This is a genomic window from Curtobacterium citri (assembly GCF_030362955.1).
Taxonomy (GTDB): domain Bacteria; phylum Actinomycetota; class Actinomycetes; order Actinomycetales; family Microbacteriaceae; genus Curtobacterium; species Curtobacterium citri.
Genome location: NZ_JAUCML010000015.1, coordinates 1 through 15,819, shown reverse-complemented (window position 1 = coordinate 15,819; position 15,819 = coordinate 1). Strand labels below are relative to the sequence as shown.

The window sequence follows — 15,819 nt, the reverse complement described above, 5'->3', positions numbered from 1 at the left end:
CCATCAGCACGAGACCGGAACCGACATGACGACGACGTCCACCCGCACCGCCCCGACGACCCGGGTGTGGATCACCGCGGTCTTCGTGGCCTTCACGCTCTCCGGGCTCGCCATCGCGACCTGGCTCGGCCGGATCCCGAGCGTCCGTGACTCGCTCGGCGCGACGACGTTCGAGATGGGTCTGCTCGTCCTCGGCATGGCCGTCGGCTCCATCGGTGGCCTGACGTTCGCCGGGCACATCGTGTCGAAGGTCGGCGCCCGTCGGGGCGTGCAGGTCGCGTCCGTGTGCCTGGCCGTCGGTCTGGTCTTCGCCGGCTTCGCCGTCACGTACGGCTGGGGCTTCGCGGCCATCTGGGTCGGCCTGATCGCCTTCGGCTTCGGCAACGGCCTGGTCGACGTCTCGATGAACGTCTCCGGCGCCGCCGCCGAGAAGGCCGGCGGCCGCACGATCATGCCGCTGTTCCACGCGGCCTTCAGCGTCGGGACGCTCGCGGGTGCCGGTCTCGGCGCACTGACCGAAGCCCTCGAGGTGCCCGTCGTGCTGCACTTCGCGGTCCTCGGGGTCGTGGTCTGCCTGGTCATGCTCGCGGCCGCGTCGCGCTTCGGCGACGAGCACCGGTACGAGGAGCACGAGTCCACCGCCACGAGCCCGACGCCCGTGCAGCTCACGCGCTGGCAGGTCTGGGCGCAGCCGTCGACGATCCTCATCGGCGTGATCGTGCTCGGCATGGCGCTGGCCGAGGGCTCCGCCAACGACTGGCTGCCCCTCGCGATGATCGACGGGCACGGGCTCGACAACGCGGCCGGTTCCGCGGTGCTCACGGTCTTCCTCGCGGCGATGACCGCGGGACGCATCGCCGGCAGCCCGCTCATCGACCGGTTCGGCCGGGTGCCGGTGCTCCGGGCGAGCGCGATCGTCGCCGTCGTGGGCCTCGGCATGCTCATCTTCGTGGACGTCGTCCCGATCGCGATCGTCGGCGTGGTGCTCTGGGGCCTCGGTGCCAGCCTCGGCTTCCCGATGGGCATGTCCGCCGCGGCCGACGACCCCCGCTCGGCGGCGCTCAAGGTCAGCGCGGTGGCGACGATCGGCTACGTGGCGTTCCTGGCCGGCCCCCCGCTCATCGGCTTCCTCGGCGAGCACATCGGCCTGCTCGGCGCACTGCTCGTGGTGTTCGTGTTCATCATCGCGGCCGGCCTGGCGTCGGGCGCAGCCCGCGAGACGGGCGCGGCGGCCGAGACCCTGCGGCGTCGACGCGCGCGGCGGGACGGGGGCGACCACGGGTCGGACGGTGACCACGGGACGGACGGTGACCACGGGACGGACGGGACGACCGTCGACGGGCGTGCCCCGCGCCTCCAGGCCGAGCCGACGGACGCCGGAGCGCACACCGACCGTTAGGATCGCCGGGTGCGTCTCGTCATCGCCCGCTGCTCCGTCGACTACGCCGGACGCCTGTCGGCCCACCTGCCGCTCGCGACCCGCCTGCTCATGCTCAAGGCGGACGGCTCGCTGCTCGTCCACTCCGACGGTGGCAGCTACAAGCCGCTGAACTGGATGAGCCCGCCGTGCTCCGTCGAGATCGGCGAGCCCGACGAGGAGCAGGCAAGTGCCGGCATCACGCAGGTGTGGACGGTCACGCAGAAGAAGACGCAGGACAAGCTCATCGTGAGCCTGTACGAGGTCCTCGCCGACGAGAGCCACGACCTCGGCACCGACCCCGGCCTGGTCAAGGACGGCGTCGAGGCGCACCTGCAGCAGCTCCTCGCGGAGCAGATCGAGCTCCTCGGTGACGGGCACACGCTCGTCCGCCGCGAGTACATGACGGCCATCGGACCGGTCGACATCCTGGCGCGCGACGACGCGGGGGCGAGCGTCGCGGTCGAGATGAAGCGCAACGCGAACATCGACGCCGTCGAGCAGCTCACCCGGTACCTCGAGCTCATGAACCGCGACCCGCACCTCCGTCCGGTGCAGGGCGTGCTCGCCGCGCAGACGGTGGCACCGCAGGCGCGCACCCTCGCCGAGGACCGCGGCATCCGCGTCCTGGTGCTCGACTACGACGCGATGCGCGGCATCGAGGGCGGGCACACCCGCCTCTTCTGACGTCCGGCCGGTTCTGACGTCCGGCCGGGAGGCGCGGCTGCGGTCCGCCACCCCGCTGCGGCCGTCCCGTGGTCGCCGCCACCGCCCCGACTAGGCTGAGCAGGACATGACGCGCCCGTACACCGCCATCCTGTTCGACCTCGACGGCACCATCAGTGACTCCGCTCCGGGGATCCTCGAGAGCATGACGCACACCTTCCGGACGGTCGGCGTGCCCGTGCCCGACCACGCGACGCTGATGTCGTTCGTCGGCCCGCCGATCATGGACACCTTCCGGACCGCGATGGGCATGGACGACGCGCAGGCGGAGCACACGCTCGCCGTCTACCGCGAGCACTACCTGTCCCGCGGCGCGCTCGACTCGGCGATGTTCCCCGGGATCGACGTGGTCCTCCGCACCCTGCACGAGGCCGGGCTGCCGATCTCGACCGCGACGAGCAAGCCCGAGACCCCGGCGACCGTCATCCTCGACCACTACGGCCTGACGCGGTACATCGACTTCGTCACCGGCGCCAGCGACGACGAGGTCCGCAGCGCCAAGGCCGACGTCGTCGCCGAGGCCCTGCGCCGCCTGGAGGCTGCTGGCCACGACGTCAGCCGCCCGGTGCTGGTCGGCGACCGGTTGCACGACGTCGAGGGCGCCCGCGTGCACGGCGTCCCGGTGGTCTTCGCCGAGTGGGGCTACGGTGCCCCGTCCGAGGCCGAGGGGACCGTGGCGCAGGCCGCGACCCCGCTCGACCTGCTGCCGATCCTGCTGCCCGCCTCGTGACGGACGGCACCGCGGTCCGCCGCGGACTCCGCGGGGCCGCCTGGCTGCTGCCCGCCGCGATCGTCCTCATCGCCCTGAACTTCCGCGGCCCGATCGTCGCGCCGGCGCCGGTGATCGGCGAAATCCGGGTCGACCTCGGGCTCACCGCGACGATCGCCGGGCTCCTCACGACGATCCCGGTGCTGTGCTTCTCGCTCGCGACGCCGTTCGCGAGCTGGGTCATCGCGAAGGCCGACCCCGAGCGGGCGGTCTCGCTCTCGCTCCTCATCGTGCTCGTGGGCACGGTCGTGCGGTCGCTGCCGTCGTCGGCCGCGCTGCTCGTCGGCACCGCGGTGATCGGCATCGGCATCACGATCGGCAACGTGGTCGTCCCGGTGGTCATCCGGCGGGACACCTCCCCCGAGCGCGTCGGCATCGTCACGGGCGTGTACACGTCGGCGCTCAACGTCGGTTCGATGATCACCTCGCTCGGCACCGCGCCGATCGCCGCCGCGTGGGGCTGGCCCGTCGCGATCGCCGTGTGGGCGGTCTTCGCCGTCGTCGCCGGACTCGCGTGGACGTACACCGTCGGCGCCCGGGCCGCGTGGCTCCGGCCGCTGCACCACGAGCCCGTCGCGGCCACGGGGCCCGTCGAGCTGCTGACCGAGACCGGGTCGATCCGTACCGTCGCGTCCGCCCCGCGGGCCGGTGCCGCGGCCGAGCCGGTACGACCGGCCCGACGGCTCATCACCTGGGGGCTGACGCTGGCCTTCGGCGGGCAGGCGTTCTCGTACTACGCGCTCACGGCGTGGATCCCGACGCTGCTGCACGACGAGATCGGCTTCTCGGCCGAGTCGTCCGGCGCGAGCTCGTCGGTGTTCCAGATCATGGCGGTCGTCGGCGCACTCGGGGTCCCGGTGCTCGCGACCCGGTTCCGGCCGCGCGGGATCATCGCCCTGGTGGGCTTCCTGTGGCTCGCGATGCCGCTCGGGCTGCTGTTCGCACCGCAGCTCTGGCTGCTCTGGTCGATCCTCGGCGGGGCCGCGCAGGGCGGGGGCATCACGGTCATCTTCATCGTGATCGTCCGGATCGTGACGAGCGACGACGACGCCCGGCGGATGTCCGCGTTCGTGCAGGGCGGCGGGTACCTCATCGGCTCGGCGGGGCCGCTCGTCGCCGGGTCCCTGCACGGTGCGACCGGGAACTGGACAGCACCCCTGCTCGTCGTGCTCGTCGCCGTGCTGACGCTCGGCGTCGCGGGGACGATCGCGGCGCGTCGCGTCGACTGACGCGGGCGCTGCGGTTGCGGCGCGGGGCGCTGTCGCGGGGCGCGGCGCACGCGGGCGCGTGTTCGGTTCGCGCGTGCACAACCGGGAGCACCTCGCGCCACGAGATCACGCGGCGCGACGTGCCTGCAGTGGTGCGGGAGCGCGCCGCACCACGGGATCACCGCGCGCCGCCGTGACGGACGCGCACCGAGCCTCCCGGCCGGAACGACCGCAGCCGGCGGGCGCGTGCACAACCGGGAGCACCTCGCGCCACGAGATCACGCGGCGCGACGTGCCTGCAGTGGTGCGGAAGCGCGCCGCACCACGGGGTCACCGCGCGCCGCCGAGGCGGACGTGCGCCGAGCCTCCCGGCCGGAGCCCCACAGCCGCGCAGCCCGCAGCCCGCGCAGCCGGCAGCAGCACGTGCACGACGAGGAGCGCGTCGCGCCACGAGATCACGCGGCGCGACGGGCCTTCCGTGGTGCGGGAGCGCGCCGCGCCACGAGCCAACGACCGCGCGCCCGCGGCCTCAGAAGGTCGGACGCGACTCGTAGACCGACATGAGCACGGCGGCGGCCAGCCGAGCGGAGCGCGCCGGCTGCGCGGACCGCTGGACGGCGGACTCGACGCGCGCGCCCTCGATCAGGAGCGACAGGCCCTGCGCGATGTGCGCCGGCATCGCGCCCCGCTCGCAGACGAGCGTGAGGTGCCGCTGGACGTCGAGGAAGTGCTCACGCGCGAGCTCGGCGACGCCCGGATCCTGCCGACCGAGCTCCGCGTGGCCGTTGATGAAGGCGCAGCCGCGCCACCCCTCGTCCTCGAAGCACTCCTCGAGGTACCCGAAGATCGCGAGGACCTCGTCACGCGGGTCGCTCTCGGCCGACGCGATCCGGTCCAGCGCCCGGCGCCAGGCCCCGTGCCACCGCTGGAGCACGGCGACGACCAGCTCGCGCTTGGTCGGGTAGGCGGCGGTGAGCTCGGCGAGGGTCAGCCCCGCGCGGTCCGCGACCTCCTCGAGGGTGACCGGGATGACACCGCGCTCGGTGAAGAGGGCGTCGGCGGCACCGGAGGCGGCGCGCTGCACGTCGGTCTCGCGGTGGGAGGGCGTGAGGGTGAGGAGGGTCATGGTGTGACGTGTCCGTTGTGCGGGGTCCGATCGGGGTGCTGACCGGCACCCGGGTCGGGCGCGGCCGGGATCAGGCCGCGGTGAAGAAGTCCGCGTAGGACGGTTCGAAGGCGGAGCGGGCGGTGCTGGAGAACTGCGCCCCGAGGCGCTCGGAGATCATCCGGTCGAGCTCCGCCGGGGCGGTCATGCCGCGGCGGTGCCACTCGGTGGGGTCCTGGCGGAGGGCGGCGAGGTCGTGGCGGTCACGCATCGGTTCGGTCCTGTTCTGCGAGGAGGGCGGTCATGTCGATGGCCTGGGTGGCCAGGTCGTCGTGCGCGAGCAGGGCGCTCATGCGGAGAGGGTGAGGATGATCGCCGCGGAGGCCGCGACGGTGACGGACAGGATGCCGGAACTCACGGCTGCCACCTGCAGGGTGTGCTGCCGACGCGCCTCGAGGACCTCGGTGAAGGGGCTGCGCTGTGCCGGACGGCGACGGCGACGGAGCGACACGGCGTCGTGCGCGGTCGTCGGCGCGACCTGGAGGTCGGTGGCGGTGATGGTGGTCATGGGGGTGTCCCTCGTTCTGCTCGGCGCCGGATCGGGAGTGGCGTCGGGCGGTGGTCCGACCGTACGGCGCGGGTGGCGACGCCCGCGACCCTCGGCGACGAGCTCGTCGGATAGCGGATGCGGCGCCGTCGGATAGCGGATGTGGCTGGATCGGTCGGCGCTGGATGGGTCAGATCCTGACGGGTTCCGGATACTGGTCGGCCGCTGCCCGGTTCCTCCGGCACACTGCTGCCACCCCATGGATGACCCGAACCCGACCCGTGTCCAGGAAGCGACGCAGAGCACCGACCTCGATGTCGCTCGCGACTTCCTCGCCGAGGCGTACGCGGGCCAGCAGTGGAGTGCCGACCAGACCCGGCAGCCGTTCTCGTTCCGGTACACCGCGGTCGGCGACCGTTCCATGACGCTCCGGACGATCCGGTTCGACGGACACCTCGACGGCGTGATGACCCCGTCCGAGGACTTCGTCGTGCAGTGGACGACGAAGGGCACCGCGACGATCGGCACCGGTGACGACCAGGTCCGGATGGAGCCCGGTCGGCCGCAGCTCTGGCCGCAGCAGGGTGCGGTGTTCTCGTACGACGACTACGACCAGCGCATCGTCCAGGTGAACCGTGCGGCGCTCGAGACCGTGGCGGGCGAGCGCGGCACGGCACCAGGTGCCCTGCGACTCGACCACACGGTCCGACCGGACGACCGGGCCCTGCAGGTGTGGCGCAGCAGCGTGCAGCTCATCTCCCACACGGTGATGGACCGTCAGGCGTCACCGCTCCTGCAGGCCGAGATGGGCCGACTGGGGGCGCTCGCCCTGCTCGAGCTGTACCCGGTGGTCTCCGCGTCGCTGCCGGCCGACCTGCTGCTGCCGAAGAACAGCCACGTCCGCACCGCCGTGGAGTACGTGCACGAGCACGCCCACCTGCCGATCACCACGGCCGACGTGGCCTCGGTCGCGAACCTCAGCCTCCGTGCCCTGCAGCACGCCTTCCAGCGCACCGTCGCGATGAGCCCGAACGGGTACATCCGGCACGTCCGGCTCGACCGGGTGCGGGACGCGCTGCTCGCCGGCGACCCGGCGACGACGAACATCGCCGTCGTCGCGCGGCACTGGGGCTTCGCGCACGCCGGTCGGTTCTCCGCCTCCTACGCCGAACAGCACGGGGAGTACCCCCGCGACACCCTCCGCCGCAGCTGAGGAACGGACGCATGCACGACCACGACGACGACCCGGTCGCCGCCACCATCGCGCGGACGCGCCTCGTGACGCGGACCCGCGACGCCGCGACCGCCCGGAACGCGATCCTGCACACCTTCCTGGTGCGCGGCCTCGAGGTGACCGGCAGCAGCGACTTCACGTTCGAGGAGACCCTGACCGGCACGCCGCTGCTGACCCTCGAGTCGACCAGCTGCACCGGCACGGTGCGCGGCGAGGTCGACGCGACCGCTGCGATCGTCCTGGTCTGGTTGAAGGCCGGCCACGCCGTGGTGGGTGGCCAGCAGCTGCCGATCGGTCGTCCGGTCCTGTACTCGCCCGGTCGCCAGCAGGTGCAGTGGGACCGGTTCCAGAAGGACGTCCTGCGCATCGACCGTGAGGTCGTCGAGCGCGTCGCCGCCGAGCGCGGCGGGTGGGAGCCGGGGCCGCTCGAGTTCGAGCCGAACCACATCCCGGACGGGGCACCGCTCGCCGCGTGGTGGCTGATGGTCCGCACCGTCGCCGCGGAGATCCTCGGCACCACGGGCGAGGTCTCCCTGGCACGCGAGCACGAGCTCGCCGCGATGGCCGCTGCGGGCCTGCTCACCGCGATCCCGCACTGGCCAGCGCGGGTCGACGCACCGCGGACCGCCCACGCCGGGCTCGCCGACGCCGAGACGTTCCTCCTCGACCACGTCGCCGAGCGCATCTCCGTCGACGACGTCGCCGCGGCCGCGGGCATGAGCGTCCGCGGACTGCAGAGCGCGTTCCAGCGCATCCACGGCACCACCCCCATGGCCTACCTGCGGAGCGTCCGGCTCCTGATGGCCCGGCAGCAGCTCGAGACCGGACAGCACGCCGCGGTCGCGGACGTCGCGCGGTCCGTCGGGATCACGCACCTCGGCCGGTTCTCGGGTGCGTACCGCGAGGAGTTCGGCGAGCTCCCGGGCGAGACGCTCCGAGCCGCCCGGGAGCGGCACGCCTGACCAGGACCGACCACCGGTCGGGGGTTGCGAGGGTGCCCGTAGGTGTTCGGGTCACGGGCGGGCACCCTCGCGCTACGGCGCCGTCGGGTCCGACGCTGGGTGAGACGAGACCAGCCCGGGAACAGGGATCCGGGCTTCCGCGCAGGGTACGGCGCGGAGTAGCGCCGACGACACTACGAGGCGCGGTCGGGGGCGCTCCCAGGTGCGTGCGTCATCCGGACAGGCGTCTGGCCGGCCGCTGGGTGCGGTGCCTGGGTGCGGTGCCTGGCTGTGACCCGAACACAGCCAGACACGTCGACCGCCGCCCCGGAGGGCTGCAGCGATCCCGGCGCGAGCGCCGGACACCCGCACAGTCGACCACCTCGTCGGCGGGTACCACGAGACCCACAACGCGGGAAGAACGATCGTTCTCCCTCGCCTGGTCAGCCGGCCTGCAGGACCTCGCGCAGGGACAGCGGACGTCGACGGGTCACGCGCTCGACGTCCGTCGACACGTGCGCGAGCGCACCCTCGGCGATCGCGGTGTACGTGCTCACCCAGGCGTCCGCCTGCCAGGGCTCCGGGTTCCACCGCGCCCGCGACGCGTACGCCTCCTCCACCGACTCCGGGTGGTACGTGACCGCACGGCCGCGGACCTCGGACACGGTGGCGGCGGCCTGCGCGAGGGTGATCGCCTCGGGTCCGGTCAGCTCGTAGGTGCGGTCACGGTGCTCCTCCGGGTGGAGCAGCACCTCGGTGGCGACCCGTGCGACGTCCGCCCGGGCGACCGCGGCCATCGCACCGACCCCCGCCGGCCCGCGGATCACACCGTCCTCGCCGACCAGGTCCTCGACGAAGTCCAGGTAGAACGAGTCCCGCAGGAAGGTGTGCGCCGCGCCCGACTCCTCGATCGCCCGCTCGGTCGCCCAGTGGTCCCGACCCAGCGTGAACGTCGCGTCCGGCGCCGCGCCGACGAAGGACGTGTAGACGACGTGCCCGACGCCGGCGTCGGCGGCCGCCGCCACGAAGGTGCGGTGCTGGTCGAGACGGTCCCGCGCCTCGGCGCCGGAGACCATGAGGAGCAGGTCCACGCCCTCGAGCGCGGCACGGCTGGCGCCCGCGTCGGCGAAGGACGCCACCGCGACCTCCGCGCCGGGGAGGTCCGGTGCCCGGGACGCGTCGCGGACGAGCAGGCGGACGGGTGTGCTCGCCGCGGCGAGCGCGCGGGCGACGGCGCCGCCGATGTTGCCGGTGGCCCCGGTGATGGCGATGGTCATGGTCGCTCCTGTCGTGTCGGCGGGCTGGTGGGTCGGGTCAGGTCAGGTCCGGACCGTCCGGGAGGCACGGGTCACCGTGGTCGCGACCCTCGCCGCGTTCACGCCGTCGACCTCGAGCGCCCAGCTGCGGGCCGCCTCGTGGTCGCGTCCGTGGCGCATGTGCCGCCCGACCAGGCGGTCGACGCGGACCCGGTCGTCGACGACGCACGCCCAGGTCTCGGCGAACAGGCTCGGCAGCGCCGACCAGGGCTCGTCGGCGTCGAGCAGGTAGTTGCCCTCGGTGACCACGAGCCGGGTCGAACGGGGCACGGGGATGCTCCCGGCCACGGGTTCGTCGACGCGACGGTCGAAGTCCGGGGCCCAGACGACGTCCTCGTCCGCGGCCACCAGGCGACGCACGAGCGCGACGTACCCGCCGGCGTCGAACGTGTCGACCGCGCCCTTCCGACCACGACGACCGAGGGCGTCGAGTGCCGCGTTCGCCAGGTGGAAGCCGTCCATCGGCACCTGCACGGCCGTCCCGGTGCCGTGGGCGGCGTCGACGGCGGCGACGATCCGCCGGGCGAGGGTCGACTTGCCCGCGCCGGGCGCACCGGTGATGCCGAGGACCGTCCGCCCCGGTGCTGCGGCGAGCGCGACGGCCCGGTCGACGGCGTCGTCGACGGACAGCTCGGTACCGGTCACGCGTCCATCCTCGCAGGCCGGGTGGTTCACTGGCCGCATGGTCGACGCGACGACGGCGTTCAGCGGGTTCTCGGTCCGTGACGTGCCCGAGGCCCGGGCCTTCTACGAGGGCGTGCTCGGGCTCCCCGTCCGCGAGGACCACGGCATGCTCGTGCTCGAGGTCGGCGACGGTCCCGGGGTGCTGGTGTACCCGAAGGGTCCGGCGCACGAACCGGCGTCCTTCACGGTGCTGAACTTCCCCGTGCCGGACGTCGACGCCGCGGTCGACGAGCTCACGGCGAAGGGGGTCGCGTTCCTCCGGTACGAGGGCGTCACCGACGAGCGGGGCGTGAACCGACGGGGCGGCCCGCTCATCGCCTGGTTCACGGACCCGTCGGGCAACGTGCTCAGCGTGCTCGAGTCCTGAAGCGGCCGGGACCGGCGCCCGATCCGGTTCAGCGCGGGGCGGACCGCAGGCGGTCCCACCGGTCCCCGACCGGACCGACGGGCACGATGCCGTCGAGCTCGGCCGTCAGCGTCGTCAGCGCCGCCAGGTGGTCCGGCAGGAGCAGGTCCCACGGCGGTGGCGCGACGCGTTCCAGGGTCCGGAGCGTGGCGGTGTCCGGGGCGGCCCCCCACTGCTCGGCGAGGGCGTGCACGAGGACATCCTGCTCGAGGCGCAGCGTCTGCAACCGGTCGAGCAGGGGGTCGGCGCGGGCCGCGTCGTCGACCGCGAGGACCAGACGCCCGAGCACGTCGCGTTCGTCCCAGAGGCGCGCGGACAGGTCGGTGGCAGCACCGCTCACGTCCGTCCTCCTCGGTTCGTCACGCCGCCGAGGGTACCCGGGGGCCCTCAGCGGTCAGTGGTCCGGGCGATCGGCAGCGGGACGGGCGGGGGACCGCGCTCAGGCGCGCAGGGCCCCCGCCCAGCCGAGGGCGATCGGGACGAGCAGCCCGTGCCGACGACGGGGCAGCTCCGCGACCGGCACCCACGCGGCCTCGTCCGTCGAGCCGTCGGTCTCGTTGCGCAGGGTGCCGCCGGTGACGGTCGCCCGGAAGACCACCTGCACCGCCTTCATCGGCCGACCGTTGTCGTGCATCCGGCGCTCCTTCGGCACGATGTGGTGCCGCACGCCGAGCAGGGGGCCGCAGGTGGCCTCGTACCCGGTCTCCTCGAGGACCTCGCGCACGACGGCCTGCTCGACGGTCTCGTCGAACTCGACCCCGCCGCCGGGGAGCGTCCACGTCCCGGCCTCGGGGACGCGCAGGCGGGCGAGGAGCACGCGGTCGCCCTCGGTGACCACCGCGTAGGCGGCGAGCCGGGTGTCGTAGTCCGTGTACTCCATCCGCCGACCCTGCCAGCACGGACCGTCGGCGGCTCCCAGACGCGCCGCTGACGCCGGGCAGGAGCCCCCGGTCCCGTCCACCGTCGGCCGCCGATCGGTGGCCGACCGGACACGGCGGTCCCGTCACCCGGCCACGTTCGGTGCGGGCCTGCTCAGGGTCAGCCGGGAAGGCGCCGAGGAAGCTCGATCCCGGGGCCGTGGGGACACCTCCGCTCGCTACGGTCGCGGGACGACGCCGCTCCCGCCCGTCCCCCGCCGCCGGCACCCGGGAGGGCCCCGACCGCCGGAACCACCCGTGACGACCCTGCCGCTCCTCTCCGCCCACGTGCTCCTGCCGCTGTACGCGGTGACCCTGCTGGCCGCGGTGGTCGTCGCCGCCGCGGTGCGCCGGTCGTGGCGGTGGATCGCGGTGGCGGTCGTCGCGGGCGCGCTGCTCGGGACGCTGCTGTCGTGGTTCCTCGGCGACGTGCTGGACGTGCTCGGCATCCCGCCCACCTGGGTCGACCGGGTGTGGACCGGGGTCGTGTGCGCCCTGCTCGCCGTCGCGGTGGTCGGGCTCGTGCGCGGACGCCTGCTCGCCCGGACGGTGGCGGTCCTGCTGGTGCCGCTCGCGCTCGTCTCGGGCGGACTCGCGGTGAACCGCGACGCGGGACTCTTCCCGACGATCGCGGACGCGCTGGGCGAGTCCCACGTGCCGGCACTCCGGCTGCCCATGGACCCGCACCCCGGGCCTCGGCTCGCCGACGCCTCGGACTGGCGGCCGCCGCACGACCTGCCCGCACACGGTCGGTACGGTTCGGTGCGGATCCCCGGGACGGTGTCGCACTTCCGCGCGCGTCCGGCGCTCATGTGGTTGCCGCCGGCCGCACTGGTCGACCACGCCCCGGAACTCCCCGTCGTCGTGATGCTGTCCGGGCAGGGCCCGGGAGCGGCCCCGGCGAACATCCTCGAGGCCGGACGCATGGCGGACCGGCTCGACGAGGTCGCACGGCGGCACCACGGGCTCGCCCCGATCGTGGTGATGCCGGACCAGCTCGCCGAGGCGACGAACAACCCGATGTGCGTCGACGGTCCGCTCGGCAACAGCGCGACCTACCTGACTCGGGACGTCCCGGCGTGGGTGCAGGCGCACCTGCACGCGGCGACCGACGGCGCCGACTGGGCGGTCTCGGGGTTCTCGCAGGGCGGCACCTGCGCCCTGCAGCTCGGGGCCGGACGGCCGGACCGCTTCGGCTCGTGGATCGACGTCTCCGGGCAGCTCGGACCGGTGCTGCGCGATCGTGACGACACCATCACGAGGGGTTTCCGCGGCGACAGTGCAGCCTTCCGGGCGGCACAACCCCTCCGGGTGCTCGCCGAGCACGCGCCCTACCCCGACTCCGCGGCGTTCATCGCAGCGGGTGCCGACGACACCCGCTACGGGCCGGTCGTGCCCCGGGTCGCGGCCGCCGCCCGTGCCGCCGGGGTCACCGTGACCGAACGGGTGGTCGAGGATGGTGGACACGACTGGCACACCGCCGGTGTCGCCCTGGCCGAGGGCGTCGTGTGGTTCATGCACCGGACGCACCTGGCCCGATGACCAGGACGATGACGAGGACGAGGACGAGGACCCGACCGTGCCCTTCACCGTGAGCCACGCGGTCGTCGCCCTGGGCGTGCGTCGGCTGCCCCTGCCGGTCGCCGCCGTCGCGGTCGGGTCGATGGCGCCCGACGCCGTGCTCTTCGCGCCGTTCCTGCCGCCGTACGACGCGGCACACTCCTGGTGGGGCGTCGTGACGATCGACCTCGCCGTCTCCCTCGTGGTGCTCGCGGCGTGGTGGTTCCTCGTCCGCCCGGCCTGGACGCCGGTCGTGCCGGCCGCACGGCGACGGCTGCCCGCGGCGTGGCACCGGCGTCCGACCCTCACCTTCCGCGACGTCGTCCCCGTGCTCGTCGGCTGCGTGCTCGGGAGCGTGACGCACGTCCTGTGGGACGGCTTCACGCACGAGTCGGGGTTCGTGGTGCGCGCCTGGCCGGCGCTCCGGGACGCGACCGTCGGCACGTACCCGCTGCCGTTCCTCCTGCAGGACGCGTCGAGCGTGCTCGGGCTGCTCGCGTTGCTCGTCGCCGCGGTGGTGTGGTGGCGTCGGGCCGAGGCCCGTGCGGTCCGTCCACTCGGCAGGGTCGAGGTCGCGGTGCCGGTGGTCGCCCTCGTCGGGGTCGTCGGCGCCGCCCTCGTCGTCGGGGTCCGGGTCGTGCTGGCCGGCGGCGGTGCGACGGACGTCGTCACGGCGCTGGCCTTCCGCGTGCCGACCCTCGTCGCGGTCGCGCTCGTCGCGGGGGCGGTGGTCCTCCTCACGAACCACCGGTGGACCGGTCGCGGGACGGAGCGGGAGGCCCGCTAGCAGGACGCGACGAGGCGGACGCCCACCGGAATGTGCTCAGGCCGTGACGGCCGCGCCGGCCCAACCCGCCCGCATGCGCGCGACGGCCCGGTCCCAGCCGGCGAGCAGGTCCGTCCCGTCGAGGAGCATCGCCTGCAGCTGCAGCCCCTCGAAGAGCGCGACGAGCTGCTCGGCGGCGTGCCGCGGCGAGGTGCCCCGCGTCTCCCGTCCGGCGACGACGTCGCGCACGAGGGCGAGGGCGACGTCCTCGAACGATTTCGTGTACTGGTGTCGGAACCACCCGGACGCCGGGTGCCCCGGTGCGGAGGCGGCGCTCAGCAGGGCGATCCGGAGCCGCACGAGCCCGGGCTCGCGCTGCCCGTCCTCCAGGCGTGCGCGCAGGTACGCGACCGCACCGTGCCGCTCCGCCACGCTCCAGGTGGCCCGTCGCCCGCCGTTGCTCCAGCGGTCGACCACCGCGACGACGAGCAGGTCCCACGACGGGAAGGCCCGCCGGACCTCGTCGACGGTGACCCCGGCGTGCGCCGCGACCTCGGCTGGCCCGACCTGGTGGAAGTCCGTCGCCCGGTACGCGTCGGCGGCACCGCGGACGATGCGGGCGCGGAGGTCGACGTCGCTCTCGGGCATGCGTCGATCCTGCACGGGCGCGCGGACCACCGCGACCGCCCGTTCGGGGGCGTCACCGACCCGCGTCCGAGGCGACGCGGGCGCTCCCGCCGTACCCGGTCAGCCCCGGTCGAACACGAGCGTCTCGTCGTCCGGCGCCGTCACGGTGCCCGTCCGGGCGAACTCCGCCCACACCGCGCGGAAGGCTCGCCCGCGCCGCTCGACCTCGGGCAGGTCGCGCTCGGGGACGAAGCGGCTGCCGCCCCACACCTCCCGACCGCCGAGCAGCAGCGGCAGGTCGCTCATGTGGACGGCGCCCACCGGCACCACCGACGGGTGCCGCAGCAGCCGGTAGACGGTCGCCCGTCCGCCGGCCGCCCGGTGCCGTCGGGCGAACCGGCGGGCGTCGCGCCCGTAGATCACCTCGGTCAGCGGTCGGACGAGCAGCCAGCGCAGCAGGGGTCGCACGAGTCGCGACCGTGCCGCCCTCCCGAGGCCGGGCACGAGCGGCACGTACGTGCCCGCCTCGTCGGACCCCGAGCCGATGAGCACGTCGACGTCGGGGGCGACCGCACGCCAGGCCCGGTCCGTGTCCCGCTCGGCGGGCAGGGGCGGGAAGCCGTACTGCGTCCCGAACGGCATGCCCCCGGCGAGCCCGTACCGCGCACCGGCCTTCGCCGCCAGCTCCTGGCGCTCGAGGACCGTGTCGAGCGGGGCGTCCTCCGCCACCGTCCCCACGGCCCGCACCATCGCCCGGTTCATGCGCGCCCGCCCGCGGGACAGGCCGAGCGGCGCGCTCTGCACGATCGCGCGACGGAAGAGTCCCCGTGCCCCGTCGCTGATCATCAGGTGCGCGGCAGCGTCGCCCCCGGCGGACTGCCCGAACACGGTGACCGTCCCGGGGTCCCCGCCGAACGCGGCGATGTTCCGCTGCACCCAGCGCAGCGCCTCGACCAGGTCGAGCAGCCCGAGGTTGCCCGGCACCGACCCACCGTCACCGAGGAACCCGAGCACGCCGAGTCGGTAGGTCACCGTCACCACGACGACCCGCTGCTCGGTGACGAGGTCGTGCGCGTCGTGGATCGGCAGGTCACCGCCGCCCAGGACGTACGACCCGCCGTGGATCCAGACCATCACGGGCAGCCGGTCGTCCGGACCCACGTCGGAGGGCACCGTGACGGTGAGGCGCTGGCAGTGCTCGTCGACCCGCAGGTGGTCCATCCGCGGCAGCAGCTGGTCGACGAGGACCGCGGTCGGCTGCGGCGGGACGGGCGCCGGCGTGTCCGCGCGGAACGGTCCGGCGAACGCCGGCTCCGGCTCCGGGGGCGCGAAGCGCGCCGCCCGTGCGTAGGGGATCCCCATCGCACGGGTCACGTCGCCGTCGACCACCGCCTCGATCGTGCCGGCAGGGGTGTCGAAGGGACGGGTGACGGGCTGGAGCATCCGTTCACGGTACCCAGGAACCAGTGGACGGACGGGAGGCGCGGGGGCCGCCGGCCCCCCCCCCCCCCCCCCCCCCGGGGGGGGGGGGGGGGGCGCGCGCCGCCGGCGGCCGGCGCGCGGGGCGCCGCGGGGGGGGGCGCGAGCGCCAGCCGC

General features: G+C 74.3%; 18 protein-coding genes. 9 read left to right on the top strand and 9 right to left on the bottom strand.

Translation table 11 applies throughout. The features are described 5' to 3' along the window. Positions 1–25: 25 nt before the first annotated feature. The 4 genes from QUG92_RS16415 (at position 26) to QUG92_RS16400 (ending at position 4,141) form a co-directional block, all read left to right on the top strand. A complete protein-coding gene (locus QUG92_RS16415) occupies positions 26–1,399 on the top strand; it encodes an MFS transporter (RefSeq protein ID WP_289460005.1) in 1,374 nt (457 codons plus the stop codon). A gap of 9 nt (positions 1,400–1,408) precedes the next feature. Then, the gene (gene nucS, locus QUG92_RS16410) at positions 1,409–2,104 is read left to right on the top strand and encodes an endonuclease NucS (RefSeq protein WP_069712700.1); all 696 of its coding nucleotides are present in this window, start codon (positions 1,409–1,411) and stop codon (positions 2,102–2,104) included. Between the two features lie 106 nt (positions 2,105–2,210). After that, positions 2,211–2,873, top strand: a complete 663-nt coding sequence (locus QUG92_RS16405; protein WP_069712699.1) for an HAD hydrolase-like protein — start codon at positions 2,211–2,213, stop codon at positions 2,871–2,873. Beyond that, positions 2,870–4,141, top strand: coding sequence for an MFS transporter (locus QUG92_RS16400; RefSeq protein ID WP_182045896.1), 1,272 nt, complete (start codon positions 2,870–2,872; stop codon positions 4,139–4,141). The genes QUG92_RS16405 and QUG92_RS16400 overlap by 4 nt, the downstream gene beginning before the upstream one ends. Before the next feature lie 508 nt (positions 4,142–4,649). Here QUG92_RS16400 and QUG92_RS16395 read toward each other — a convergent pair. From QUG92_RS16395 to QUG92_RS16385, 3 genes are all read right to left on the bottom strand, one after another. Further along, entirely contained in the window at positions 4,650–5,246 is a 597-nt protein-coding gene (locus QUG92_RS16395; RefSeq protein ID WP_289460004.1) for a TetR/AcrR family transcriptional regulator, read from the bottom strand. Between the two features lie 70 nt (positions 5,247–5,316). Then, entirely contained in the window at positions 5,317–5,496 is a 180-nt protein-coding gene (locus QUG92_RS16390; RefSeq protein WP_069712697.1) for a hypothetical protein, read from the bottom strand. Between the two features lie 78 nt (positions 5,497–5,574). Beyond that, positions 5,575–5,793, bottom strand: a complete 219-nt coding sequence (locus QUG92_RS16385) for a hypothetical protein (RefSeq protein ID WP_069712696.1) — start codon at positions 5,791–5,793, stop codon at positions 5,575–5,577. A 238-nt stretch (positions 5,794–6,031) separates the two neighbouring features. Between QUG92_RS16385 and QUG92_RS16380 the strand changes: the two genes are divergently transcribed. Both QUG92_RS16380 and QUG92_RS16375 read left to right on the top strand, forming a co-directional pair. Then, the gene (locus QUG92_RS16380; protein WP_289460003.1) at positions 6,032–6,985 is read left to right on the top strand and encodes an AraC family transcriptional regulator; all 954 of its coding nucleotides are present in this window, start codon (positions 6,032–6,034) and stop codon (positions 6,983–6,985) included. A gap of 11 nt (positions 6,986–6,996) precedes the next feature. Next, positions 6,997–7,968, top strand: a complete 972-nt coding sequence (locus tag QUG92_RS16375) for a helix-turn-helix transcriptional regulator (RefSeq protein WP_289460002.1) — start codon at positions 6,997–6,999, stop codon at positions 7,966–7,968. Between the two features lie 422 nt (positions 7,969–8,390). Here QUG92_RS16375 and QUG92_RS16370 read toward each other — a convergent pair whose 3' ends face one another. Together QUG92_RS16370 and QUG92_RS16365 are read right to left on the bottom strand one after the other, a co-directional pair. After that, positions 8,391–9,224 (bottom strand): NmrA family NAD(P)-binding protein, encoded by an 834-nt coding sequence (locus QUG92_RS16370; RefSeq protein ID WP_289460001.1) that lies wholly within the window; start codon positions 9,222–9,224, stop codon positions 8,391–8,393. A gap of 42 nt (positions 9,225–9,266) precedes the next feature. Further along, entirely contained in the window at positions 9,267–9,908 is a 642-nt protein-coding gene (locus QUG92_RS16365; protein ID WP_289460000.1) for a nucleoside/nucleotide kinase family protein, read from the bottom strand. A gap of 37 nt (positions 9,909–9,945) precedes the next feature. Between QUG92_RS16365 and QUG92_RS16360 the strand changes: the two genes are divergently transcribed. Continuing rightward, positions 9,946–10,314, top strand: a complete 369-nt coding sequence (locus QUG92_RS16360) for a VOC family protein (RefSeq protein ID WP_182045890.1) — start codon at positions 9,946–9,948, stop codon at positions 10,312–10,314. A gap of 28 nt (positions 10,315–10,342) precedes the next feature. On the opposite strand, the gene QUG92_RS16355 is transcribed toward QUG92_RS16360, so the two are convergent. Beyond that, positions 10,343–10,693, bottom strand: coding sequence for a hypothetical protein (locus tag QUG92_RS16355; RefSeq protein WP_182045889.1), 351 nt, complete (start codon positions 10,691–10,693; stop codon positions 10,343–10,345). Between the two features lie 99 nt (positions 10,694–10,792). Further along, complete coding sequence (locus QUG92_RS16350; RefSeq protein WP_182045888.1) at positions 10,793–11,233, bottom strand: NUDIX hydrolase; 441 nt, start codon at positions 11,231–11,233, stop codon at positions 10,793–10,795. A 295-nt stretch (positions 11,234–11,528) separates the two neighbouring features. Here QUG92_RS16350 and QUG92_RS16345 point away from each other — a divergent pair, with 295 nt between their 5' ends. Together QUG92_RS16345 and QUG92_RS16340 are read left to right on the top strand one after the other, a co-directional pair. Then, entirely contained in the window at positions 11,529–12,812 is a 1,284-nt protein-coding gene (locus QUG92_RS16345; RefSeq protein WP_289459999.1) for an alpha/beta hydrolase, read from the top strand. Between the two features lie 37 nt (positions 12,813–12,849). After that, on the top strand, positions 12,850–13,617 hold the full coding sequence (locus tag QUG92_RS16340; protein WP_289459998.1) for a DUF4184 family protein: 768 nt from the start codon (positions 12,850–12,852) through the stop codon (positions 13,615–13,617). 36 nt (positions 13,618–13,653) lie between these two features. Here QUG92_RS16340 and QUG92_RS16335 read toward each other — a convergent pair whose 3' ends face one another. Beyond that, complete coding sequence (locus tag QUG92_RS16335) at positions 13,654–14,244, bottom strand: TetR/AcrR family transcriptional regulator (protein ID WP_289459997.1); 591 nt, start codon at positions 14,242–14,244, stop codon at positions 13,654–13,656. Between the two features lie 99 nt (positions 14,245–14,343). Beyond that, the gene (locus QUG92_RS16330; RefSeq protein WP_289459996.1) at positions 14,344–15,666 is read right to left on the bottom strand and encodes a carboxylesterase family protein; all 1,323 of its coding nucleotides are present in this window, start codon (positions 15,664–15,666) and stop codon (positions 14,344–14,346) included. Positions 15,667–15,819: the final 153 nt, after the last annotated feature.